The organism is Nocardia sp. CC227C, assembly GCF_030767025.1.
Classification (GTDB): domain Bacteria; phylum Actinomycetota; class Actinomycetes; order Mycobacteriales; family Mycobacteriaceae; genus Nocardia.
The window spans coordinates 188,225-211,491 of the sequence record NZ_JASITE010000002.1 but is presented as its reverse complement, the minus strand read 5'-3'; the positions used below and the strand labels follow the sequence as shown (position 1 = coordinate 211,491).

22 protein-coding genes, 1 tRNA gene and 1 pseudogene are annotated in these 23,267 nt (G+C 69.0%); 17 read left to right on the top strand and 7 right to left on the bottom strand.

Annotation, left to right across the window (positions count from 1 at the left end):
• The first annotated feature begins 7 nt into the window (after positions 1–7).
• The 4 genes from QMO76_RS04320 to QMO76_RS04305 are packed head-to-tail and all read left to right on the top strand — an operon-like array spanning position 8 to position 3,313.
• The gene (locus QMO76_RS04320; protein WP_306359855.1) at positions 8–1,006 is read left to right on the top strand and encodes an ABC transporter substrate-binding protein; all 999 of its coding nucleotides are present in this window, start codon (positions 8–10) and stop codon (positions 1,004–1,006) included.
• Complete coding sequence (entS, locus tag QMO76_RS04315; RefSeq protein ID WP_306359854.1) at positions 1,003–2,226, top strand: enterobactin transporter EntS; 1,224 nt, start codon at positions 1,003–1,005, stop codon at positions 2,224–2,226. The genes QMO76_RS04320 and entS overlap by 4 nt, the downstream gene beginning before the upstream one ends.
• 4 nt (positions 2,227–2,230) lie before the next feature.
• Positions 2,231–3,067 (top strand): siderophore-interacting protein, encoded by an 837-nt coding sequence (locus tag QMO76_RS04310; protein ID WP_306359853.1) that lies wholly within the window; start codon positions 2,231–2,233, stop codon positions 3,065–3,067.
• A 6-nt stretch (positions 3,068–3,073) separates the two neighbouring features.
• The gene (locus tag QMO76_RS04305; RefSeq protein ID WP_306359852.1) at positions 3,074–3,313 is read left to right on the top strand and encodes a phosphopantetheine-binding protein; all 240 of its coding nucleotides are present in this window, start codon (positions 3,074–3,076) and stop codon (positions 3,311–3,313) included.
• A 77-nt stretch (positions 3,314–3,390) separates the two neighbouring features.
• On the opposite strand, the gene QMO76_RS04300 is transcribed toward QMO76_RS04305, so the two are convergent.
• Positions 3,391–5,046 carry a (2,3-dihydroxybenzoyl)adenylate synthase gene (locus QMO76_RS04300; RefSeq protein ID WP_306359851.1) on the bottom strand — a complete coding sequence of 552 codons (1,656 nt, stop codon included), beginning with the start codon at positions 5,044–5,046 and terminating at the stop codon, positions 3,391–3,393.
• Between the two features lie 89 nt (positions 5,047–5,135).
• On the opposite strand from QMO76_RS04300, the gene QMO76_RS04295 reads away from it, so the two are divergent.
• From QMO76_RS04295 to QMO76_RS04285, 3 genes are read left to right on the top strand one after another with little or no spacing between them, the layout of a single operon-like run.
• Entirely contained in the window at positions 5,136–5,942 is an 807-nt protein-coding gene (locus QMO76_RS04295) for an SDR family oxidoreductase (protein WP_306359850.1), read from the top strand.
• Positions 5,943–5,951: 9 nt separating this feature from the next.
• Positions 5,952–7,106, top strand: coding sequence for an isochorismate synthase MenF (locus QMO76_RS04290; protein WP_306359849.1), 1,155 nt, complete (start codon positions 5,952–5,954; stop codon positions 7,104–7,106).
• 28 nt (positions 7,107–7,134) lie between these two features.
• Positions 7,135–7,797 (top strand): isochorismatase family protein, encoded by a 663-nt coding sequence (locus tag QMO76_RS04285; protein ID WP_306359848.1) that lies wholly within the window; start codon positions 7,135–7,137, stop codon positions 7,795–7,797.
• 140 nt (positions 7,798–7,937) lie between these two features.
• On the opposite strand, the gene QMO76_RS04280 is transcribed toward QMO76_RS04285, so the two are convergent.
• Positions 7,938–8,129, bottom strand: coding sequence for a hypothetical protein (locus QMO76_RS04280; protein WP_306359847.1), 192 nt, complete (start codon positions 8,127–8,129; stop codon positions 7,938–7,940).
• 181 nt (positions 8,130–8,310) lie between these two features.
• Here QMO76_RS04280 and QMO76_RS04275 point away from each other — a divergent pair, with 181 nt between their 5' ends.
• From QMO76_RS04275 to QMO76_RS04265, 3 genes are all read left to right on the top strand, one after another.
• Positions 8,311–9,237 (top strand): cyclase family protein, encoded by a 927-nt coding sequence (locus tag QMO76_RS04275; RefSeq protein ID WP_306359846.1) that lies wholly within the window; start codon positions 8,311–8,313, stop codon positions 9,235–9,237.
• Positions 9,238–9,302: 65 nt separating this feature from the next.
• A complete protein-coding gene (locus tag QMO76_RS04270; RefSeq protein WP_306359845.1) occupies positions 9,303–10,439 on the top strand; it encodes an alpha/beta fold hydrolase in 1,137 nt (378 codons plus the stop codon).
• A 79-nt stretch (positions 10,440–10,518) separates the two neighbouring features.
• Positions 10,519–11,316, top strand: a complete 798-nt coding sequence (locus tag QMO76_RS04265) for a DUF6585 family protein (protein WP_306359844.1) — start codon at positions 10,519–10,521, stop codon at positions 11,314–11,316.
• A gap of 327 nt (positions 11,317–11,643) precedes the next feature.
• On the opposite strand, the gene QMO76_RS04260 is transcribed toward QMO76_RS04265, so the two are convergent.
• Positions 11,644–12,291: a TetR/AcrR family transcriptional regulator gene (locus QMO76_RS04260; RefSeq protein WP_306359843.1), complete on the bottom strand. Its 648-nt coding sequence runs from the start codon at positions 12,289–12,291 to the stop codon at positions 11,644–11,646.
• 122 nt (positions 12,292–12,413) lie between these two features.
• Here QMO76_RS04260 and QMO76_RS04255 point away from each other — a divergent pair, with 122 nt between their 5' ends.
• Genes QMO76_RS04255 through QMO76_RS04240 form a run of 4 tightly spaced genes read left to right on the top strand, consistent with a single transcriptional unit; the run spans position 12,414 to position 16,430 of the window.
• On the top strand, positions 12,414–13,568 hold the full coding sequence (locus tag QMO76_RS04255) for a VOC family protein (RefSeq protein ID WP_306359842.1): 1,155 nt from the start codon (positions 12,414–12,416) through the stop codon (positions 13,566–13,568).
• Positions 13,565–14,518 carry a fumarylacetoacetate hydrolase family protein gene (locus QMO76_RS04250; RefSeq protein WP_306359841.1) on the top strand — a complete coding sequence of 318 codons (954 nt, stop codon included), beginning with the start codon at positions 13,565–13,567 and terminating at the stop codon, positions 14,516–14,518. The genes QMO76_RS04255 and QMO76_RS04250 overlap by 4 nt, the downstream gene beginning before the upstream one ends.
• On the top strand, positions 14,515–14,925 hold the full coding sequence (locus tag QMO76_RS04245) for a hypothetical protein (protein WP_306359840.1): 411 nt from the start codon (positions 14,515–14,517) through the stop codon (positions 14,923–14,925). The genes QMO76_RS04250 and QMO76_RS04245 overlap by 4 nt, the downstream gene beginning before the upstream one ends.
• Complete coding sequence (locus QMO76_RS04240; protein WP_306359839.1) at positions 14,922–16,430, top strand: bifunctional 3-(3-hydroxy-phenyl)propionate/3-hydroxycinnamic acid hydroxylase; 1,509 nt, start codon at positions 14,922–14,924, stop codon at positions 16,428–16,430. Before QMO76_RS04245 ends, QMO76_RS04240 begins: the two co-directional genes overlap by 4 nt.
• A gap of 269 nt (positions 16,431–16,699) precedes the next feature.
• On the opposite strand, the gene QMO76_RS04235 is transcribed toward QMO76_RS04240, so the two are convergent.
• Positions 16,700–18,388, bottom strand: coding sequence for an amidohydrolase family protein (locus QMO76_RS04235; protein ID WP_306359838.1), 1,689 nt, complete (start codon positions 18,386–18,388; stop codon positions 16,700–16,702).
• 586 nt (positions 18,389–18,974) lie between these two features.
• Between QMO76_RS04235 and QMO76_RS04230 the strand changes: the two genes are divergently transcribed.
• The 3 genes from QMO76_RS04230 (at position 18,975) to QMO76_RS04220 (ending at position 20,395) form a co-directional block, all read left to right on the top strand.
• Positions 18,975–19,682 (top strand): hypothetical protein, encoded by a 708-nt coding sequence (locus tag QMO76_RS04230; RefSeq protein WP_306359837.1) that lies wholly within the window; start codon positions 18,975–18,977, stop codon positions 19,680–19,682.
• Positions 19,679–20,116 carry a hypothetical protein gene (locus QMO76_RS04225; protein ID WP_306359836.1) on the top strand — a complete coding sequence of 146 codons (438 nt, stop codon included), beginning with the start codon at positions 19,679–19,681 and terminating at the stop codon, positions 20,114–20,116. The genes QMO76_RS04230 and QMO76_RS04225 overlap by 4 nt, the downstream gene beginning before the upstream one ends.
• 203 nt (positions 20,117–20,319) lie before the next feature.
• Positions 20,320–20,395: transfer RNA gene (locus QMO76_RS04220), tRNA-Ala, on the top strand.
• Between the two features lie 676 nt (positions 20,396–21,071).
• On the opposite strand, the pseudogene QMO76_RS35280 reads toward QMO76_RS04220, so the two are convergent.
• The 3 genes and pseudogenes from QMO76_RS35280 to QMO76_RS04200 form a co-directional block, all read right to left on the bottom strand.
• Positions 21,072–22,130: pseudogene (locus tag QMO76_RS35280) on the bottom strand (recombinase family protein); the annotation flags it as partial.
• Positions 22,127–22,558 carry a recombinase family protein gene (locus QMO76_RS04205; RefSeq protein ID WP_306359833.1) on the bottom strand — a complete coding sequence of 144 codons (432 nt, stop codon included), beginning with the start codon at positions 22,556–22,558 and terminating at the stop codon, positions 22,127–22,129. The gene QMO76_RS04205 and the pseudogene QMO76_RS35280, both read right to left, overlap by 4 nt.
• Positions 22,555–23,097, bottom strand: coding sequence for an ImmA/IrrE family metallo-endopeptidase (locus QMO76_RS04200; RefSeq protein WP_306359832.1), 543 nt, complete (start codon positions 23,095–23,097; stop codon positions 22,555–22,557). Before QMO76_RS04200 ends, QMO76_RS04205 begins: the two co-directional genes overlap by 4 nt.
• Positions 23,098–23,267: the final 170 nt, after the last annotated feature.

The window sequence follows — 23,267 nt, the reverse complement described above, 5'->3', positions numbered from 1 at the left end:
ATCATCCATGTCGCTGTACCGAATGACGGCCCGCCTACGCGCCGCCGTCGCCTTGTTCCTGCTCTCGCTGATCGCGGTGGTGGCGGGCTGTAGCAGTTCCGCCTCCGACGATGCGAGCGCATCCGGCACCCGCGAGGTGCAGACCGACCGCGGCGCCGTCACCGTGCCCGCCGATCCCCAGCGCATCGTGGTCGTCAACGGCTCACTCGCCGGCTACCTCTACGATCTGGGCGCCGAGGTCGAGGCGGCGGACCCGCGCGTACTCGGTGTGACCCTGAAGCCCGGCGAGTTCCCGGCCGCCTGGGCGGCGGACGCCGAGGCGCAGGGCACCAAGGTGCTGCCCTCCGGCGATGACATCAACCTGGAGTTCATCGCCTCCCAGCAGCCGGACCTGATCATCGGCGGCGGCCAGGGCTACCCCGGCCAGCAGTCCATCGACGCCTACGACAAGCTCACCGCCATCGCCCCGACCGTGCTGGTGCCCTCGAATCTGACCAACTGGCAGGACCAGCTGAAGTCGGTCGCCGACGCGGTGAACCGGTCCGACGCGGTCGACGGCCTGATCAGCTCGTACAACGACAAGATCGCCGAGGTGAAGTCGAGCATCAAGGTGCCGCAGGGCGCGGTGTCGGTCTTCCAGTCGCGCAAGGATCTCAAGCCCTCGGTCATCGCCCCCGGCACCCCGCTGGCCGCGCTGCTGACCGAGGTCGGCTTCACCATCGACGACCAGGTGGAGGCCAAGGCGGGCAATCCGACCCGCGCCGCGGCCGCCGACTGGGTCTCGTTCAGCCCCGAACTGACCACCACCGTGGTCGACGCGCCCGTGCTGTTCGTCGTGCAGCTCGACGGCGGCCGCAGCATCGCCCAGCTGCGGGAGGACCCGATGCTGGCCGCGCTTCCGGCGTTCCGGTCCGGTGCGGTGTACGAGCTGCCCGCCACCAGCCAGCGCCCCGACTACCGCAATGTGATGGCCACCCTCGACCTGCTCGAGGAGCGCTTCCGGTGACAGCCGTCGGCGGCCTGCTCATCGATACCTCGCCCCTGCGTGCCAGCCGGGAGTTCCGCTGCGCCTTCGCGGCTCGGCTGGTATCGGTGCTGGGGATCGGGCTGCTCATGGTGGCGCTGCCCGTGCAGGTCTACCAGCTGACCGGATCCTCGCTGCATGTCGCCGGCGTCACCACGGTCACCGCGGTCGCCCTGTTCGTCGGAAGTCTGGCGGGCGGGGTGATCGCGGACCGCTACGACCGCCGCGACGTGATCCAGTGGTCGCGCACCGCGGCGGGCCTCGGGTTTCTCGCACTCGGCGGGAATGCCGTGCTGCCGGAACCGTTCCTGGCCGTCGTCTACGCCGCGGGCGTGGTGGACGGGCTGGCCGGTGGCGTCAGCGGGTCGGCGCTGATGGCGCTGGTCCCCATGCTGGTCGGCCGGGAGAAGGTGGCCGCCGCCGGTGCGCTCACCGCGCTGACCTCGGATCTGGGCACCATGATCACCCCCGCGCTGGCCGGTCTGCTGATCGCGAAAACCGGTGTGGGGCCGGCGTTCTTCCTGGCAGCCGGTGCGACCGTTGCCACGGTCGGGCTGATCCGCGCCATCGGACCGCAGCCGCCCCCGGTCCGCGATGTGCAGCATCCGCTGCGGGAGCTGGCGATCGGCATTCGCTTCTCGATGCGGCACAGAGCTATTCGCGCCGCACTGCTCACCGGGCTGATCGCCATGCTGGTGAGCGGACCGCTGGTGCTGCTGCCCGCCCTGGCCGAACACGATCTCGGCGCGGGTACGACCACCCTCGGCCTGCTCTACGCCGCCCCCGGTGCGGGTGCGGTGCTCGGCTCGCTCACCAGCGGCTGGATCGGGCGCAGCGTCCGGCCCGGCCGTGCCCTGCTGATCTCACTGGCGCTCATGCCGCTCGGCGTCATCGTGGCCGGGCTGGCCCCGCATGCCGCCGTGGTCTTCCTCGGCCTGGCCGGATTCGGCCTGGCCCGCGCGGTGAACATGGTGTTGCGCTACACCGTGCTCCAGCAGCAGGCCCCGGAGGAGCTGCGCGGCCGGGTCTCCGGCCTGCTCATGGTGCAGGCCGTCACCGGCACCGCGGTCGGCTCCATGGTGGCCGGGCTGGTGGGCCAATTCTTCGCGCCCGGAACCGCACTCGTGGTCTACGGGATGTCCGTACTGGTACTCGGCGCGGTGACGGTCCTGGCCGCCGCGCCCGTCTTGGGAAAGGAGTAGCGCCATGGATCGTGCCGCTTATGCCGAACGCATCACCGAGGTGCTGTCCGGCGAGCACGGAGCCAAGGTCGGCTATCCGATCGGATTGTGCGCGGTGGAGGTGAAGCGCACCGTCGCGGTGGGCGCCGGACTGGTGCGCATCACCTTCGGTGGCGAGGACCTGGCCGGATTCCACAGCTACGTGCCGGACGAGCACGTGCGCCTGGTCTTTCCGAGCGACGACGGGGTGCTGCGGCTGCCGCGCAAGGACGGTCTGTCCCTGGAGTGGGGGCAGCCGCGTCCGGTGTCGCGCGAGTACACGGTGCGCCGTTTCAGCGCCACGGACCGGGAACTCGATATCGACTTCGCCATCCACCCCGGCGGTCTGGCCTCGGAATGGGCGCTGGCCGCCACGCCGGGCACCCCCATGCACATCGCGGGGCCGCCCGGTGGCGTCGTGGTGCCGACGAGCTATGACAAGTTCCTGCTCGCGGGCGATATCACCGCGCTGCCCGCCATCGCCCGCTGGCTGGAATGGCTGCCGCGTGCGGCGGCCGGATGGGCCGTCGTCGAGGTGGGCGGTCCCGAGGACGAGATCGCCATCGACGCCCCGCCCGGCTTCGAGGTGCGGTGGGTGCACCGCGGCGACGCCGAACCGGGCACCGGAGACGCCTTCGAGAAGGCGGTCCGCGGTGTGGAAGTGCCCGCGGGGGAACGGGTGTACGTCTGGCTCGCAGGGGAGGCGGGGGTGCTGAAGCCGCTGCGCCGCTGGGTGCGCACCGAACTGGGGGTGGGACCGAAGGACAGCCTGATCGCCGGGTACTGGAAGCGCGGCGTGGCCGATTACGACCGAGACGAGTGAGGGATCATGACGAACGAGAACACCACCGTGGCCGAGCGTGAACGCGTGATCGCCGATGTGGCGGCGGCATTGGGCGTGAGCCCCGACACTCTCACCGACGAGACCAATCTCCTGGATGCCGGACTGGATTCGGTCCGCATCATGTCGCTGGTGGAGAAGTGGCGCTCGGCAGGCTACGAGCACATCGACTTCCCCGCGCTGGCATCGGATCCGGTACTGGGGTCCTGGATCGAAGCCTTGGCCTGATGGGCGTACTCCCGGTGGCCCGCGGCCGACCGGAAACCACGGTGGCTTCCGGTCGCGCCGCGACGACGCGACCGGGCCTACGAAACCCGCTGTGCCCCTTCGGCGAGCAGTCGCCGCAGTTCCTTGCGGCTGGTCTTGCCCACCCCGGTCTCCGGGAAGTCGTCCACGACCACCACCGCGTCCGGCATCTTCCACGCCGCCACCCCGCGTTCGCGCACGAACGCCCGGACGGTGGCCAGGGTGGGCCGGTTCGCAGGATCGGCGGCCTGGACGAACGCGGAGATGCGCTGTCCCAGCACCGGATCCGGGGTGCCGACGATGACCGCGTCCCGAATTCCCGGATGCGCCAGCAGATGCGCCTCCAGTTCCTCGGCCGAGACCTTCTCACCGCCGCGGTTCACCCAGTCCCCGGCTCGCCCCCGCACGTCCAGGTTGCCGTCCGGGCGCACGCACACCACGTCGCCGGTGCGGTACCAGCCCTGTTCGGTGAAGCTGCGGGCATTGGCCTCGGGGTTGTCGTAGTACCCGCGAATCGTGTACGGGCCGTGCGTGATCAGATTGCCGGGTGTACCGGGCGGCACCTCCTCGTCGGCGTCGTCGACCACCATGACGCGGTCGTGCTCGGACATCGGGCGGCCCTGGGTGCGCACCACCACCTCGATCGGATCGTCCAGCCGGGTGTAGCAGACCAGGCCCTCGGCCATGCCGAAGACCTGTTGCAGGGTCACGCCCAGCGCCGGACCCACCCGCCGCGCCAATTCCTCCTGGCAGCGCGCCCCGCCCACCTGCACCACGCGCAGGCTGGACAGGTCGGGGAGGTCGCCGCCGCCCTCCGCCTTCTCCACCCACAGCCGGGCCAGCGGCGGCACCAGCCCGGTGATGGTGACCCCGAAGCGTTCGATGGCTCGGAACGCGGTCGCGGGTGTCGGGTCCGGGGTCATGGCCACGGTGCCGCCCGCCCACAGTGCGCCCAGAATGCCGGGCGAGCTCATCGGGAAGTTGTGCGCCACCGGCAGGGTCGCGAGATAGACGGTGTCGGTGTCGAGTTCGCAGATCTCGGCGCTGCGCCGCACGCTGTAGAGGTAGTCGTCGTGGGTGCGGGGGATGAGCTTCGGAATGCCGGTGCTGCCGCCGGACAGCTGCAGGAACGCGACATCGCTCGCATCGGGGGCGGGCAGCTCACCGGGCTCGTCCCGGACTGCCGCGATGTGCTGCGCTCCCTCCGGCAGCGCGGCGCTCGCGTCGTCGGTGACCACGAGGATGTGCCGCAGCGACGGCACCTGCGCGCGGATCGAATCCGCCAGCGCCGCATAGTCGAAACGCTGATGCACCCCGCTGGTGATGACGGCGGTGGCGGCGCTGGCCGTGGCGATCGGCACCAGTTCGGCCTGCCGATGCGCGGGCAGGCAGAACACCGGCAGCGCGCCGAGCCGGAAGAGCGCGAAGATCACCTCCACGAACTCCGCGCGATTGGGCAGTTGCACGAGCACCCGGTCGCGCGGGCGGATGCCCAGCCGCGCCAGTCCGGTGGCCAGCGACCGGGAGCGGTGGTCCAGTTCGGCGTAGGTCCAGCGGTGCCGCTCGTCCACGACGGCGACCGCCTCTCCGGTGGCGGCCGCGCGGGCGGTCAGCACGTCACCGAAGGTCTCTCCGGTCCAGCAGCCGAGTTCTCGGTACCGTCGCGCCTCATCGGTCGGCCACGGGGTGAAGCCGGGGAGAACGGTCGATGGCATTGGGGCACACCTTCTTTCGAGGATTCTGTGGGCACTCGCACACCGGGGAGCGGCACGCGTACCTATTCTTATCAGGTTAGGCTAACCTTATGTTCATGATCGATTCGGGTAAGCGCGTGGTCGTCGTGACCGGCGCGGCGGCGGGTATCGGAGCGGCCGTCGCCGCCGAACTCGCGAGCGGAGCGCACGCACTGGCGCTGTGGGACCGCGACCCTCGGGTACACGAGGTGGCGCGCGAACTCGGCGGCCGCACCACGGCAACCGTGGTGGCCGCCGAGGTGGATGTGGCCGACACGGCATCGGTGCACGACGCCTTCGACCGATTCACCGCCGAGTACGGCCCGGCGGACGTGCTCGTGCACGCCGCCGGAGTCATGGATTCCGGTGCGGCACTGGATATCACGTCCGAGGAGTGGGATCGCAGCTTCGCCGTCAACGCCACCGGCACCATGCATGTCACCCAGCGGGCCGCCCGCGAGATGGTCACCGCCGGGCGCGGTGCGATCGTGGTGGTCTCCTCCAATGCCGCGAGCACGCCCCGCGTCGGCATGGCCGCCTACTGTGCCTCCAAGGCCGCCGCCACCGCCTACACCCGCGCGCTCGCCCTCCAGGTCGCCCCGCACGGCGTCCGGGTGAATCTGGTCTCGCCCGGCTCCACCGACACCGCCATGCTGCGCGGCCTGTACGCCGACGGCGACGACCGCCCCCTCGGCGATGCCGACCACGCCGGTCTGCTGGCCGGTGATCCCGACCAGTTCCGGCTCGGCATCCCGCTGCGCCGCATCGCGCGACCCGCCGATATCGCCGCGGCGGTGCGCTTCCTGGTATCCGACGACGCTCGCCACATCACCCTGCACGATCTGCGGGTGGACGGCGGCGCGACCCTCGATATGTGACCCGAGAGGATGATCCCTATTTCCGCCACGACAGATACCGATTCGACCGATAGCGCGGACCCCGCCTTCGTACTCGCCCGCCCCTACCGCACGGTGGTGGCGGGGCGCGGCGGCCGCGTCTTCCGATCCGCACACGATGCGGTGACGGCGCTGCGCACGGGTGAGGTCGGCCATATCGTCGGCGCGCTGCCCTTCGCGCCGGACGCACCGGCGGCGCTGTGGGCGCCGGACGCCATCACCGTGACCGAATCCGGCTACGTTCCCGACGCCTCGGCCCGCCCGGTCTTCGACTTCGAGGCCGCCGTCCCGGAGCCCGACACCCATGTGCGGCGGGTGGCCGCGGCGGTGCGGCTGCTGGCCGACGAGTCACATCCCATTCGAAAGGTGGTGCTGGCCCGGTCTATCCGCGCCCGCGCCGCCGCCGCGACCCGAGCGGTGGAGATCCTGGACCGCCTGGTGTCGACCGATCCCATGGGCAACGGCTTCCTGGTGAACCTGTCCGCCGCGGGTGCGCCGTATACCGGCAGGCACCTCGTCGGGTCCAGCCCGGAGATCCTGATCCGCCGCGACGGCAGCGAGGTGCTGAGTCATCCGCTGGCCGGATCGGCACGGCGGATTCTCGGCGACGAGCGGGCCGACCGGGTGGTGGCGGAAACGCTGCTCGGCTCCTCGAAGGATCAGCACGAGCACCGCTATGTGGTCGACCAGGTCAGCGGCGTGCTGCGCGACCGCTGCGCCGAGGTGGTCGCGCCCGCCCCCGAACTCACCAGCACCCCCGAGATGTGGCATCTCGGCACGCCGATCACCGCCACCGTGCGCGCCGACGGCCCCTCCGCGCTGGAACTGGCGGCCGCTCTGCATCCGACTCCGGCCATCTGCGGTACCCCCACCGCCGAGGCGGCGCGGCTGATCGCCGAACTCGAGGGCGACCGCGGGTTCTACGCGGGCGCGGTGGGCTGGTGCGACGCCGAGGGCAACGGCGAGTGGATGGTCAGCATTCGCTGCGCCGAACTGGCCGCCGACGGTCTGAGCCTGCTGGCGCACGCGGGCGGCGGCATCGTGGCCGAATCCGATCCGGCCGCCGAATTGGCCGAGACCACCGGCAAATTCCAGCGCATCCTGGCCCCGCTCGGCATCGCGGACCTACCGGTCACCGTCGCCTGATCGCCATACACACGATTTCGGAGATCCCATGCCTATACCGCCGATCGCGCCCTATTCGATGCCCACGCCCGAGGAGGTGACCGCCAACCAGGTGGAGTGGACCGTCGATCCGGCCCGCACCGCACTGCTCATCCACGATATGCAGCAGTACTTCCTGGCCGCCTACGACACCGGGGCGGAACCGGCGCGCACACTCATCGCCAATATCGCGCGACTGCGAAACCGCTGCCACGAGTTGGGGATTCCGGTCATCTACACCATGCAGCCGGGCAATCAGCACCCGTCCCGCCGCGGCATCCTCGCCGACTTCTGGGGCACCGGCATGGCGCACGGCCCAGAGACGGAGGTGATCGCCGAACTGCGCCCCGACGACCGCGACATCCAGGTCACCAAATGGCGCTACTCCGCCTTCCAACGCACCGACCTGCGCGAACTGCTCGGCTACTACAACCGCGACCATCTCGTGGTCACCGGCGTCTACACCCATATGGGCTGCATGCTCAGCGCCGCCGAAGCCTTCATGAGCGATGTGCGGCCCTTCCTGGCGCTGGACGCCACCGCCGACTTCAGCCGCGAGGAGCACCTGATGGCCCTGAACTACACCGCCCGCCGCTGCGGCGCGGTGCTGACCACCGCGGAGCTGCTGCACCAGCTCGACGGTGCGTCGGTGTCCGCGCGGCGCGCGTCATGAGCGGGTGACGGACCTGCCGAGCAGGGTGGTGGCCGGACGCACCCCCCGGCTCGGCTACCGGTCCGACGCGGCCCGCGGCCGCGCGTGCACGCGGATCGTCGGGGAGCCGCCCGGGGTGCTGCGGCGGGATCGACGGAGCGTCAGGCCGCGGGGCAGGGCGTGCCCAGATAGGGCAGGCCGAGCGCGCGGTGCACCAGGTACGACACGGCGGGGGATTCGGGAAGGACGCCGTGGTGGTGGGTGTCGGTCGGGCAGACGTCCTGCACCCAGGCATTGGTGACGGTGGCGCGCGGTCCGGCGCGCAGGAAGGTGGCCTCCGGCGGGGTGACCACGCGGTCCACCCGGCTGGCGATGGCGGTGCCCCTTTCGCCAGCACGGTGTTTCGGCGGGCAGCGTTCGGTGTGCTAGATGCCAAACCATCAGGTCTCCAGGCTCATGCAACCACCGGGGGCTACCGGTCGGCAATCTTCGCGCCGGTGCGGCGCGGGCGGTATTTCCGGTAGGTTTCCCACCATGGCGCTACCGTCCGAGTTCCTGGCCGTCGCCGAACGCGTGAACAATTGGGGGCGTTGGGGTTCCGACGACGAGATCGGCACGCTCAACCTGATCACCGACGAGGTGGTGCGGGCCGCGGCCGCGACCGTGCGGACGGGACGGCGGGTGCCGCTGGCGGTGCCGTTGCGCCAGCGGGGGATCCAGACCGGGCTGATTCCCGGCCGGGTGAACCCGCTGCACACCATGCTCGCGGTGAACTGGGAGATGTTCGGTCCCGGCACCATCGCCACCAGCGACGACGCGGTGACCATGGGCTTGCAGGCCGGAACGCACTGGGATGCGCTGACGCACATCTCCTACCACGGCCGCATCTACAACGGCCGCCCCGCCGACAGCATCACCGCCCACCACGGCTGTGCCTTCAGCGGCATCGACACCGCGCGCCACATCGTGTCGCGCGGTGTGCTGCTGGATGTGGCGGCGGCGCACGGCGTCGCGGGCCTGCCGTCGAATCACGCTGTGACACCGGAGGATCTGGTGGCAGCCGAGGATTTCGGGGGAGTGCGGGTGCGGGCCGGGGACGTGGTACTGGTGCGCACCGGACAGCTGCGGCTGTATCTGGCCGGTGACCGCGACGCCTACGCCATGCCCTCGCCCGGCCTGTCGATCCGGTGCCCGGAATGGTTCCACGCGCGCGATGTCGCGGCCGTCGCCAACGACACCCTGGTCTTCGAGATCTTCCCGCCGGAGATCGAGAACCTCTTCCTGGCGGTGCACGCGCTGCACCTGGTCGACATGGGCATGCTGCAGGGACAGAACTGGAATCTCGAGGAGTTGTCGGCGGTGTGCGCGGAGGAACGCCGATACGAGTTCCTCCTGTCCGCGATGCCGGAACCCTTCGTGGGGGCGACCGGAACACCGGTCGCCCCGGTCGCCATTCTCTAGCTATGGATCAGCTACCGTCGGTTCCGGGTCCTCGGCGGCCCGGACATGCGATAGGAGGCTGATTCATGGTCGCGCTGCGTCGGGCACTGATCGGAGCCGCGGCGGTCGCCCTGCTCGCCACGGCGGCACCGGCCACCGCCGCACCCGCCGCGACGCCGGGCAGCCTCATCGGCGTCATCGACCGACCAGCGGGCTGGCGGGGTATGGCCGCGGGCGCGGTGGTCGACTACTGGATGACCGGATCGCAGGGCGAACCGGTCCCCGCCAGCGGTGCGCTGTTCGTCCCCGCCGGACCGCCGCCGCCCGAGGGCTGGCCGATCATGGTGTACGACCACGGCACCAGCGGTCTCGGGCCGAACTGCGGCGGACAGACCACCCCGGACGCCGACCCGCTGTGGCCGCTGTTCCGGAACCTGGTGGCCCAGGGCATCGCCGTGGTGGCCCCCGACTACCTGGGCCTGGGTCGCTTCGACACCGGCACGCACCCCTACCTGGAGATCCGCACCGAGGCGACGGCGGCCATCGACCTGGTGCGGGCCACGCGGGCCGCGAATCCGGGCCTCTCGCGCACCTGGGCCGTCTTCGGCGAATCCCAGGGCGGCCAGGCGGCCCTGGGCGCGGCCCACCTCCAGGTCACCTACGCCCCCGAACTCGACTTCCGCGGCACCGTCGCCCTCGATCCGGAATCCGATGTGGAGAAGGTCGCGCCCCTCATGGGGCCGTGGGTGCCGAATGCGCGCGCCCTCGACAAGGTCACCGACTTCTCCGCCTACATCCTGGCCGGATTGCGGGCCGCCCGACCGGATTTCGATGTGAACCACTACCTCAGCCCCACCGGTCGCGCGGTGGTCGACAGCATCGGTGACCTCTGCTCGGCGCAGATCACCGAGCGTCTGGCCGGACTGTCGCTGGGCGACCTGTTGGCCGAGCCGCTGGTGGACGACCGGTTCCGCAGCACGCTCAACGGCTATATGGAGGTACCCGTCACCGGATACGACCGCCCGATCCTGCTGCTGGTCAACGCCACCGACACCACGGTGCCCTCGCCGCTGCACGCCGCCCTGACGGCCCAGTTCGCCGCGCACGGCGTGGACTTCCAGACCGTCCTCGGCCTCGGCGCGCACACCGACATGAACCCGGCCATGCACGAGGCCACCGCCGCGTTCATCGCCCGGATCTTCGCGGCACCCGCCGTGCGCTGACCGGGACCGCGCGAAAGTCGACGCCTCGATGTCGTCACGGGTGGTTTGGGCCGCCTCGCGGGTGGGCACCTGATCGGGAATGGACGTAGTCAAGGATCTCGACCTCCGCACCGCCATCGTCCGGGGCGACACCGGTGCGGGACTCGGCGCGCACCGGCGCACCTACGTCGCCGTGCGGCCGCCCTCCCGGCGGCACGCGCTCGAGGTCATCGGCCTGCTGCTCTGCGCGATGGTAGCGGCGATCGGCACGGCCACCGGTGCGGCGGTCCTGGTCATCCCCGGTCTCGCGGGCGCGCTCATCCTCGGCGTGCGCCTGCTGTGCGAGTGGACGCGGCTGGCCTACCTGAACGGACGCGACCGCGATACCCGGCTGGAGCTGTACGACGGCGGCTGCGTGGCCGTCGTCGGCGGCCGCGCACGGACCATCCGATACGACAGCGCCACGGTGCGGCGGACCGTGACCGAGGACGCCGACCACCACGCACCCGACCGGGCCGTGCATCCGTACACGGTGACCGACATCGGAGGCGATCCGATCGTGCTGCGGCACACCATCGATCGGTGCGAGGAGTGGGGCCCGGAGATCGACCGCGCCGTCACCGCCGCGCAGCTGCCCCGGGCGCTGGCCACCCTGGAGTCGGGCGGCCGGCTCGACTTCGCGCCCTTCTGGATGACGTCCACCGAGATCGGCGTGGGGCACCGTGCGGTGTCGTGGGCCCGGATCAGCGGCATCGTGGTGCACAAGGGCTGGGTATCGGTGCGCATTCGTGGGGAATCGCTGCCGCTGGAATCGCTGCCCGCCGACGTGATCGGAAACTTCACGCTGTTCCGCACGGTCGCCGAGCGGATGCGAACGGCGCCCGCGGCCCGGCCCTGACCACCGCGTCGCCGGTCGGAATCGGGCAGGGACGACGAGTTGGTGTTCGACATCCGACCAGCCTTGACAGCGCCACCGCCGCACTGGTTGCGAGAGTTCGCCGCTGTCGTCGCCGATCGTGCGCGATGGGGCGGCACTGGGCTGCTCGCCCGGCTGCGGGACGCACCGCCGATGACATCGCCGATCGGTTGTCGCTGAGCGCCCCGGGAGACGGTGGCGAATCACGGCCGTGACCGACCCGACGCGGCACACTGAGCCGGTCGAAGGCTTCGGCGCGTGCCTCGAGGAACCCAGCCGGGCCGAGGTCTCACAGGCCGTGGTGACTGGTTAGTCGTGCTCGCTGATGTCGGGCAGTGGTGCGGTAGCCAGCCGGTGTGCCTCGGCAGGGGGGAGGCCGAGCATGCGCAGTAGTTGTTCGGCGAGTTGGTCGTAGAGGGTGTCGTCGTCCATGTTCGGGTCGGTGCAGGACAGGTGCAGCGCTCCCAGTAGTGAACCGGCGGTCGCGGCGAGTGCGAGTTTCGGGTTCGGGGTGGTGAAGCGTCCCGCCGCGACGGCGGCGGTGATGTCGCGGAGCGCGCGTGGCGCCAGGCCTCGGTCGGAGTCCAGGTAGGACACTCCGTGACGCACCATGATCTGCGCGACCTGGGGTCGCCGGCGAGCGAGGCGCCCGGTCAGCCGGACGGATTGGGCGAACCTGGCTGCCGGGTCCGGCTGGGCGCGACCGAGTCGGTCCAGCAGCTCGCCCATCTCTTCAAGGACATCGTCGACCGCCGCCTCGAACAGTTCCGTCTTGGTGGCGAAGTGGTTGTAGAAGGACCCGAAGCCGACGTCGGCGGCGTCGGTGATGTTCTGGATGCTCGCCTGGTGGGCGGTGCCCTCGGCAAGCATCGCGCGGGCCGCGTCGAGGAGTTTGCGGCGGGTCTGTGCCTTGCGGCGCTCGAGACGGGTCCCCGCGCCGACACGAGGTGCGGCCATGTCCGGCAGCCTACGCGCCAATGACAGGACCGATGAAATCCTCAGTAGCGTCTTGACGATCGTTCGCACATAAGTGATGATTCTATCAGTTACGAGCATGTTGACTACTGAAGGGGTCGGCCATGACTCTCGACATTCCCGCTCCGGGTGGGTCACCGCCCGTGTCGGCACACCGTGATCTGCACAGCGAGCAGGGAGCGCGGCTGGGCGAGCATCCAGGCCGGGCTCGCGGTCCGGTGGTGAAGGTGGTCGATCTGGCGTGGTTGGTGTTCGAGAAGCCGGATCTGGGCCGGGCGGAGACGTTCGCCCGTGACTTCGGGTTCGCGGTGGCGTCTCGCACGCCCGATGAGCTGCGGCTGCGGGGAACGTGGGCGGGCACGGACGCGCTCGTGATCCGCCGTGGTCGACGTTCGCGGTTCGTCGGGTCCGTGTTCCGGGCGGCCGACCGATCCGATCTGAACCGTCTTGCCCGGCACGCGGGGGTGGGGGTGCGTCCGTTGAGGCCCGGCAGCCCAGGGTCCATTGTGGATGTTGTCGACCCGACCGGCATCTCGGTGAGCGTCGTGCATGGTGCGGAGACTCATCAGACCCTGCCCGATCAGCGGCCGTTGCCCGTCAACACGGGGGCGGCGGCGCCGCGGATCAATGCCGGTCAGCGCCCGGCGCGCGAGCCGGCACGGGTGCAACGGCTGGGGCACGTCGTGTTGCAGACCCCGCGCTTCCTGGCCGCGCTGGACTGGTACCTGGAAACCCTGGGCCTGATCGTCAGTGACTTCCTGTTCCTGCCCGGCCAGCGCGACCGCGGCCCGACAATGGCGTTCCTGCGGTGCGATCGCGGCAGCGTCGCGACCGACCACCACACACTGGCGATGCATCTGGGACCCGAGCGAGGGTACGTGCACTCCGCCTACCAGGTGACCGACCTGGACGCGCTGGCCGCGGGGGGTGAGTACCTGGCCGAGCGCGGTTACCACAGGGCGTGGGGTATCGGCCGGCACATCCAGGGCAGCCAGCTGTTCGACTACTGGCGGGATCCGGACCGGCTGATGGTCGAGCACTTCGCCGACGGTGACCTGTTCGACGCCTCTCTCGAACCTGGCTGGGCGCCGATGTCGGGCTCCGGTCTGGCTCAGTGGGGGCCGTCGGTGACGCGCGACTTCCTCGGCGCGACACCGTCTCCGGCGCGGCTGCGCGCGGTGGTCGAGGCGTTGCGCGGCGAGAACACCGAACTCACCGCCGGCCGGCTGCTGAACTTGTTGAAGGCGATGGCACGATGACGACGACGGTTCTGCGCACGGCCGACCGGTGGTGGGTCGAGGATCCCGGCACGGGCCGGGCGGTGGAGGTGGACACGACCGCACGGACCACCGCGGAGCTGCTGGCTGACCGCGACGCGGTGGACCAGGCCGCCGCCACCGTAGCGGCGTCGGCGGACGCGGTCGAGGTGGCTGACCTGGACCTGTGCTCTCCGGTCACCGCGCGGTGCCGGGTGGTGGCGCAGATGGTCAACTACCGCTCGCACGCCATGGAATCGGGCTTCAACCCGGACGCCGTGCTGCCGACGTTCTTCCGCAAAGCGTCCGGTTCGATCACCGGGCCGACCGCGACGATCGTACGCCCGGCACACGTGCGACTGCTGGACTACGAGGTCGAACTCGGGTTGGTCATCGGCGAGCGACTGCCGGTCGGCACGGCCGTGACCGAGTCGAGCCTGCCGCGGTACGTGGCTGGACTGGTGATCGCCAACGACGTCAGCGCCCGCGACCTGCAGCTGCCCAAAGGCCAGTTCTACGAGGGCAAGTCCTACCCGACGTTCACCCCGGTCGGGCCTCGCCTGGTGTTGCTGGCCGAACACGAGTTCCCGCACCTGGAACGGCTGCGGCTGCGATTGTGGGTCAATCACGTGCTGCGGCAGGACCGCACCGTCGCCGACATGATCGTGCCCCCGGCTCGGGCGCTGACCCTGCTCGCCCGCTTCCAGACACTCGACCCCGGCGATCTGCTTCTCACCGGAACCCCTGGCGGCACGGCGTTGCAGGCCCCGCCGAAGCCGGTGGAGCTGGTCGCCGGTCTGCTGCCCGCCGCGGTCAAGTGGAAGATCTTCCTGGGCGCGCAAGCGAAGAAGGACGCCTACCTGCAGCACGGCGACTTGGTGACCGCGTCGATCTCCACCGACGACGGCGTTCTCGACCTCGGTTCGCAGCGCACCCCGGTGGAGCACCGGTGACCGGCACCGATCGGCTATGGCCGCGCTTCCAGGATGCCGGGGACCTGGCCGCGATCGAGCGGGTCCCGTGGGTCGAGCGCGGTCTGCCCGCCGGTACTCGGCATCTCGTCGACCAGGCTGCCGCGGCATGGCCGGACCGTGCCGCGATCAGCGCGTTGCCGTCGGCCGCGGCCTGGCACCCGCCGGTGACGCTCGGCTTCGCCGAGCTGCGAGTCCGGGCGGTCCAGACCGCGGGGGTGCTGGCCCGGCTCGGCGTCGGGCGTGGTGACCCGGTCGGTGTGAAGGACGTGGTCGTGGTCGACCGGGTTCCGCTCACTGCGGTCGGCGAGGTGTTCGAACCAGCGCCGCGTTGCGACGCCATCGAGAACGTCACCGAGAACATGGTCACCGGGACGGGTGCGCCGTGACCGGCCCGGTGGTGATCGTCGGGGCCGGTCCGGTCGGGCTGACCGCGGCGCTGTTGCTGGCTCGCCGGGGCGTCGAGTGTCTGGTGCTGGAGCGGCATCCGGCACCGTATCCGCTGCCGCGTGCAGTGCATCTCGACGGTGAGGCGGTGCGCATCCTGCAGGAGATCGGGATCGCCGACGAGTTCGGTCGCATCAGCCGGCCCATGCCGGGTCTGCGACTGGTCGACGGCGGTTTGGGCACACTGGCGGAGTTCCGGCGGGAGAACACGGTCGGGTACTGCGGGCATCCCGACGCGTCGATGTTCGACCAACCCGACCTGGAAGCGTTGCTGGGCGACGCAGCCGACCGCTCGCCGCAGGTAGTGATCCGCCGTCGCGCCGAGCTGACCGGCGTGGTCCATCACGGTTCGGGGGCGCACGTGGATTACGAATACGACGGACGGTGCCACCAGGTTCATGCCGCCGCGGTGCTGGGCTGCGACGGCGCGAAGAGCACCGTGCGTGCCGCGCTCGACGTCGGTGTTCGGGATCTGGGGTTCACCGAGCCGTGGCTGGTCGTGGACGTTCGCTCACCAAAGCCGCTGCGGATGTGGGAGGGTGTGCACCAGGTGTGCGCCGCACGGCGTGCGGCCACGTTCATGCACCTGGTCGGTGACCGGTACCGGTGGGAGTTCCGGATACTCGACACCGACGACATCACCGAGCTCACCTCACCGGCGGGCCTTGCCACGCTGCTCGCCCCATGGCGACTCGCGGTCGACGAACTCGATGTCGTTCGCCTTGCCACCTATACCTTTCAGGCCCGGGTCGCTGAGCGCTGGCGTGAGCGCCGGGTCTTCCTGCTCGGCGACGCGGCACACCAGACGCCGCCATTCATCGGGCAGGGCCTCGGTTCGGGTTTGCGGGATGCGCACAACCTGGCGTGGAAGCTCGTGCACGTGCTGCGCGGCGCGGCCGACGACGGGTTGCTGGACACCTATCAGTTCGAACGGCAACCACACGTGATCCGGCTGATCCGCGAAGCGATCCTGGTCGGCTGGGCACTCACCGGAGGTGGCGGACGTGGCGCCGCGTTTCGGCGCCCACTCGTCCGCGGGTTGTGCCGGCTCCCGGCGCTGGACCGGCTCGCGCTCACCCCAGCCTCGCCCCGCCTGCGACTGGGCGTGCGCTCGCGCGGGTCCCGCCTGGTCGGCAGGCTGTGCCCGCAGCCCCGTTCGGCCCGCGCCGCCGCCTGGTTCGACGACACGCTCGGCGACGAGTTCGCACTACTCACCCTGGATCCGCCGCCCTCGGCGGCCGCCCGGTCGGCGAACCTCGCGGTCGTACCGATCGAACCGGACGGTCCGCTGGGCCGATGGCTCCGCGGAGCCGGAGCCCGCGCGGTGCTCGTGCGACCGGACCGGGTGATATGCGCGACCGCCCGCCGCCCCGCCGACGTGGACCGACTGCTTTCCGTTCCGGTGCGCACGCTGCACCAAACCGAGTCACTGTGCGGCGTGAGGTAGCGAGCGGATGCCGCCAGCGGGGCTGAACTACACGTCCGCCGGATCGCCCCGGCGTACAGCGGACTCGCCAAGTCCTCGGGTCGAGAGCTAACGCCGGTGCGCGTCGTCACGCCCGACCGATCTGCCGGCGTGCCCCCGCCGTGTCGGTTCCGACGGTCGACGTTCACGCACGGGGCGGGGCAGCTGTTCTGCTGCCGGGTTGCGGCCGAGGCGGTAGGCGTACTCGTCGCGCGGACCTTTCCGCGGCGCGCTGGATGTCCTGAACTGTGTCACCGCCGGGAACAGCAGCCACCGAGGGGCATCGCCGGTACGGTGAGCGCGGCCTCGTCGATGTCCTGGCCTGCCAGCTCGTCGATGTGGTTCGCCAGGTCGTCGGCGGTGAAGGGGTGCCCGGCGCGCACGACGAGCGAGATCGAGGCAAGATTGTCCACGGACGCGAGCGGGTCGGAGTCGAGCAGCACCAAGTCGGCGTCCATCCCCGCCGCGACTCGTCCCATCCGGCCGGTGCGGCCGAGGTAGCGTGCCGGGGCGGTCGTCGCCGACCGCAACACCTCCAGCGGCGAGAGCCCTGCCCTGGCCAGCTCCCGGAACTCGAGCTGGATCGAGTTCCCCACGCCGCGGCCGGCGCCGTCGGTTCCCGCGAGGATGGGCACCCTCGCCTGATTCCAGATGCCCACCGTCTCGATGGTGCGCTCGTAGTAGCGACGGAAGGTCTCCCTGGTGCCAGCGGGAAGTGCCGCGAACTCGTCCACAGTGGACAAGTACTCCCCTCGGGCTTCGGCGGTTATGGTGTTCAACCACGGGTCGTTCCGGTAGACGGTGTCGTCAGCGAGGTACTTCGAACGGGTGCCGACCAGCGTCGGGCACTGCCACATGCCGTTGTCGACGAGGATCGCGGCCAGATCCCGCACACGGCCCTGGTCGAAGGTCTCGAAAGCGCGCGCGAGTAGACGGAGATCCTCCTCACTCGTCGTGTTGGACGCGTTCCCGGTCAGAGTCCCCTTCGCCAACGCGATGAAAACGTCACCGGCGTAGGGCAGCCCGGCCACCCAAGAGGGCAGGGGCAGTCCGGTGTCCTTTTCGTTCCACAGAGTGTCCGCGTCTCGGGAACAGGAGATCCACATGTTCGTGCTCGTGCCGAGGTGCTCGACGCAGTCGAACCCAGCGCTGGCCGCCTCGTCGATCTTGATCGACGGCGGTAGATGTCCGGCGATGCGCAGCCCGTGATCGTGCGCGGCCTCCACCGCCGCGAAGAACACATCCCGCTCCGTCATGATCATCTTGATGAAGTCGGCGCCCCGGTCCCACTGCCGGGCGATCTCGTCGCGGACCTCGTCGGCCGACAGCGCGTTGAAGGGCAACAGCAGTTCTCCCGGCATGGCCAGCAGCCCCGGCGCCCGCGGTGTCAGGGGCAGGCGCTGCTCGGCCCGATAGCGCAGCATCTGCGCTGAACCCTCCATCTGCCGTATCCCCGTCACTCCTTCGGCGAGCATCGTCGCCAGCGCCAGCGCCGGGCGCTCAGCCTGCAACGCATGGGTGTGCATGTCGTTGAAGCCCGGTACCGCGAACCGGCCCGTCCCAACGACCACACGCACGCCATTCTCGACCGGGATCGTTCCCGCCGGCGCCACTGACCTGATCCGGCCGTCGCCGACCAGGATCGACATCCTCGCGGAACGAACTCCGTCCTGGGGATCGACGACCGTCACATCATCGATCAGAATCGGGCTCGCGGTCGGGAACTCCACCCGGCCCGGCGCCTCCTGCCGCAGGAGTGACGCGACGATCTGACCGCCGACCGCACCCGTCCCCACGAGCAACGCGCTCTTGCCCGCCCGCTTCAGAAAAGACCGCCGCGTCGAACTCCTGCCCCCGCCGTTCTCTACGTCCTCGGACGCGGCTTCGTGCAGAACCATCTCCCCGTCCACCGACGCGTCGCCGTCCCGCCGCTGATTCACCGCCCGATCCCCCTTCATGACAGGCCTCGCGCAAGGTGATTTTTCACCCACTACTGAGGATATCATCAACTCTGCTCGTGGGGGCTGCGGAACAGGCTGCGGTGACGATGAGTAACCGGATACCTCGACGCACATCCTGGATCCGAAGAATTACCCGGCCCGACACCGACGCCCGCGCGATCACCGCGGGCGCTCGGTCGTGTCCATGGGCGAAAACCGGGGTGGGTCAAGGTAACTTGACCATCCTCGACGGCGTGCTGCAGCCGGAGTGCTGGTGGCGTGGGTGTCGGATCGGAGTGTCGCGGTGCGACGCGCGCATCCGGCGGGCAATTCCTCGGAATCGGTTGCTCTAAAACTGCTGGGCTGTCAGGATATTCCGCACGTGGCCGCTTCCGATCGGATGTGGTCGCGTTGTATTCCCTTTTGCGAGAACAGTATTCATCGGCGTGTGTCCAATTTCAGGAGTTAGGCCATGACTGCGGGGACCTTCTCCGATACGGGGAGATTTCTCGCCCTGGGGCGAGAGACCGCTCGGGAGCTACTTCTCGAATTATCCGATGGAGCAAAGGATTCGCGGACGGGAGTATTGCGTGTCACCGGAGATCCGGGTGGAGATTTCCATATCGTCCGGGGTCGGATAGTCATCGTCGATTCGCCCGGCGCGCCGGGCGTCGGCGATCTGCTGACCCGCCCCGGACGGGCCGCCTCCGGTGTCGCGGAAATGCGGGTGGTGGCGATGATGGCGGCGCTGGACGGGGCGTTCGCCATAGCCGCCGGCTGGCTCGGCAGCTGCTACTGGCAGGAGCCGATCGAACAGCCACCACCCGTCTTCGCGCCGCCCACCCCCGGCATCGAGCCCGGTTGGCTGCTGTTCGAGACCGATCGGCGTTTGCGCGCCCTCGCACACGCCGGGGTGTCACCGCACCGAAACCACTTGGCGCTCACCGATCGCGGCCGCACCCTGCTGGCCGGGGCGGTGCCGCATCCGTGGGCGGAGATCCTGCTGCGGGTGAACGGCCGCCGCAGCTGCCGCGATATCGCCATGCAGCTCAGCCGCGGTCTCTACCCGGTCACCGTGGAGGTCTCCCGCATGCTCGGCGACGACATCCTCACGATCACCCCGCCGCAGCGGGAAGCCACCGAACCGCCCCCAACGGCCTCGGGCCGCTCCCTGCTGCCGCGCCGCCGCCGCGGAGCCAGCGGCATCAACGACACCCTCCGACCACCTCCGCCGCGCGCCCGGATCGGCCAACAGGTCATCCCCGTCGCGCGGGAACCAGAAAGGAAGCCATGAATACCGCCAACCCCGCCGCGCAGGGCAGTCTCTCCGATCGCATCGCGATTCTCGTGAAGGTGATGCGCTCCGAGGTCCCCGAATGCATTGCCGCCGGCGCCATCGATATGGCGACCGGCATGCTGCTCGCGGTCGAAACCGTCGACAACCACCCCCAGGAAGTCCTCGATCTCCTCGCGGCCGCCACCCTGGAAATCTTCCAGGGCCGCAATGTGACCATGATCGAAGACATTTGGAAGGAACGCCGCGGCGTACGAACCGACCGCCACTATTTCCAGGAAATCCTGGTCAACAGCGACAACCTCACCCACCTGTTCATCCGCACCGAAAGCCGCGACGACGTGGTAGTCGTAGCCGTATGCCGCAAAACCGTCAATGTAGGCATGCTCTTCGCCCAGTCCCGCCGAGTCCTGAAAGATACCGGCCGCCTTTAATCCTCCAGCAGCAACCTACTCGCAACAACGCCCCCCATCCTCCGGGTGCCGCTGCTCCGGCATCGGTCCGCCACCGCCCGCCAAGCCCCGGCCGCCCCGCCTCACGACGGCCGGGAGTGCCCCTCCCACCCGATTTGCCCCCACACCCCCGCCCCGTGTAATTTTCATCCGCGCACTCGGGAGCACTCCGAGAGCAAACACGCGGGGCTATGGCGCAGCTGGTAGCGCACCACACTGGCAGTGTGGGGGTCAGGGGTTCGAGTCCCCTTAGCTCCACCATGACAGCCTTACTCAAACCCCTGACACGGAAAACGTCAGCAAGAGTTGGCAGGGCTGTCGCAGTAGACATACGAGGAGCCTCCACATCGTGGGGGCTTCTTTGTTTTTGCCGATGATGGAGCGTCTCAGCGGCTGCGGGGTACTCCCAGGCATCCCGGTAGACCGCCAGGGCCTCGTGAAGCTCGCTGAAAAGCGGCTTCTTGTCATCATCGACAACCTCGAGCTCATCGACGAAGAACTTGTCATAGAACGTCTGGTTGAGGTGGCGCCGGGCGTTCGGGTCTGCGTTCTGGTACAGCAGGTACGGATTCGCCGTCAGCGTCAGAGCGTCACGCAGCACCGCCGCGCCGACGGCCAGCTGCTCGTTTATGCCGGTAAGGCTGGCCTCGATGCGGCTACGTTCGGTCTTGATCGTGTTGAGTTTGACCCGGATCTTGGCCTGGGGAAGCGTGCCGTCCGCAGCGAGATCGACGAGGTTGCTCTCTTGAGCGTCCAGCTGATCAAGGCGGCGCTTGAGACTGGCATGCCGCTCACGGGCGTTGCCTTGTTCGTCGTCGACGGCGGCTTCCAGCCGGGCATGGACGTCGGCGGAGAAATCCTCTGGAAGCCGCAGGAAGCGGTAGCGCTCGGCGACAGCGTGCTCGACCCGCTCGACACGGAGATGGGGGAGATCGCACAGCTTCTCCTGGCGGGCTCGGCAGATGAAGTAGCTGTACCGCTGTTTGGTCTTGCCGGTGACCTCGGTGTAGATGAGGCGTGTGGTGCGCCCGTTCTGTCGGCAGCGGCTGCAGAAGAGGATCCCTTTGAGATAGTGCTGGTGGATCCGATCGCGCTGTCCGGGCGCGCTGCGGGCGTTGAGAATGTCCTGCACCCGATCGAACAGCTCTTGGCTCACGAGGGCTTCGTGCCGACCGGGATATAGGTCACCCTTGTACTTCACGAACCCGGCGTAGTACGGATCGCGGAGGATGTGGTGCCAACTGCTGTCGCTGACAGGCTTCTCCACTGGGTGGCGGCCCGAAGGGCGGGTGGTCAGCCCAAGGTCGGCCATCGTGTCCACCAACCGGTCGATGCTGTACTCGTCAGTGGCGTACAGTTCCCAGGCCTTCTTGACCAGCGGCGCTCGTTGAGGGTCGAGCGTGACCGCATTGACGAGGCGGCCTTCGATCTCGACCCGAGCGTTAAGGTACCCAAGGCGCGTGCGGCCGATTGTTCCGCCGTTGGTCGCCTTGTTCTGCAGCTTGATGCGGATGTCCTCACCGGACAGCTTGTTCTGGACATCGTTGAAGATGTCGGTGATCGCCTCCATCGCTTCAGCGAAGATTCCCTCGCCGAAGTCCTCGCGTGCGGAGACCAGCCGGACGCCCAGTTTGTCGAGGAGCCGCTTGGTGATCGCCGCATCGATGTAGTTGCGGAATGCCCGGGAGCGGGCGTAGACGATCACGTACTTGATCTCGCGGTGGTCGCGCAGGTACTCGATCAGCTCCTGGAACTCTCGCCGCTTATCGATGGTCTGGGCGGATACCCCGGGATCGAAGAACTCTCGCTCGACCCGGGCGCCGATGTTGGTCGCCTTCTTGTCGACGTAGATACGTTGCGTCGCTATGGAATTCCCGTCCGGGTCGATGTCGCGGGCGGTATCGAGCTGCTTCTTGCTGGAGACACGCAGATAGGAAACAGCGAGCTCCAGCCCCTTGCAAGGCTCGATGGTGGTATCGGGCGTGGTCGGATTCATACAGCGGAACCTCCTCGGGTAGGTGCAGTGATTCCTTGATGGCCGATTGACGTGATTGGTTCGCCGGAGGCAAGGATCAGCGCGACGTTCAGACGGCGGAAGCGGTTATGCAGCCGCTCGGCAGCCGCCAGATCGCGCGCGAACCGGTGTCGCCCCGGGAAGATCACTGCCCGAATGTTCGGGTGGCGGGCGAGGTATGCCAAGAGGCGTCGCAGAGCCGGACGGCGGCGCAGGCTTATAGCGGGCACCCCGATCTCGACAAACTCTTGCACGATTCCGAAGCCGCGTTCGACGGCAAGACGATGACCGGCGTCGCGCTGCACCTGGATCCTGATCGGCTCGCCGTACTGCCAAACACCTTGCCGCCCTGCGGCTGTCGACAGGAACAACACCGCCGGAACGAAGTCGTCGGCTAGCGGATCCGTCATCCCCTGTCCTCCCGTGAACGGACAGCTTCAGTTCCCCGGCTACCAATAAGCCCGAGCTCGCGGAGACGTTCGTGGACGACTGCCTCGGCCACGCCGAACTGTTCGGCGAGCGCGCGAATGTCCGTCGTGCCCGTGGAAAGAGCTGCCCGGAGCAGGGTGTCTGGCACCAGCAGGTACCTGGCGAAGTACTGTGCGGCGTAATCGGCCTGGCGGCTCGCTGACCTCAATCGCACGTCATGGTACAGCAGGTCCTCGAAGCCGTAGTCGAGCAGCGATTTGAACTCGTACGCCACCGTGAAGAGCTGTCGCTTCCAGTGGTCGTCCTTGTTGATCTGAATCACCCACTGGCGAGCCCGAGTATCCCAGAAGCTAGCGCCATGGAGCCGTTGGCCGGTGATGTAGTCGACGCGCAGCTTCGGCATTCGCGAGATAGCCATGATCGGACCCGTGCTGGTTTGGCGGGCGTGATCGAGGATGAGATCGGCTTGTTCACGGGCAAGTCTGAGACCCTGCGCAAACGAAATCGGTCGGGCAGGCATGCCCCGCCGAAGCCTGGTGAGGTTTATCTTCGGGTGGTTCGTGCGGGGACCGCTACGGGTGAGAGGTCTGGGCTGGGGGAGGGTATTCGCTGGTAAAAGCATGTAAGGATTTCCTTTCGATTTTCACTTGCTTATCGGCTTTCCTTTCGGTGTATGTTCGCCGTACTGTC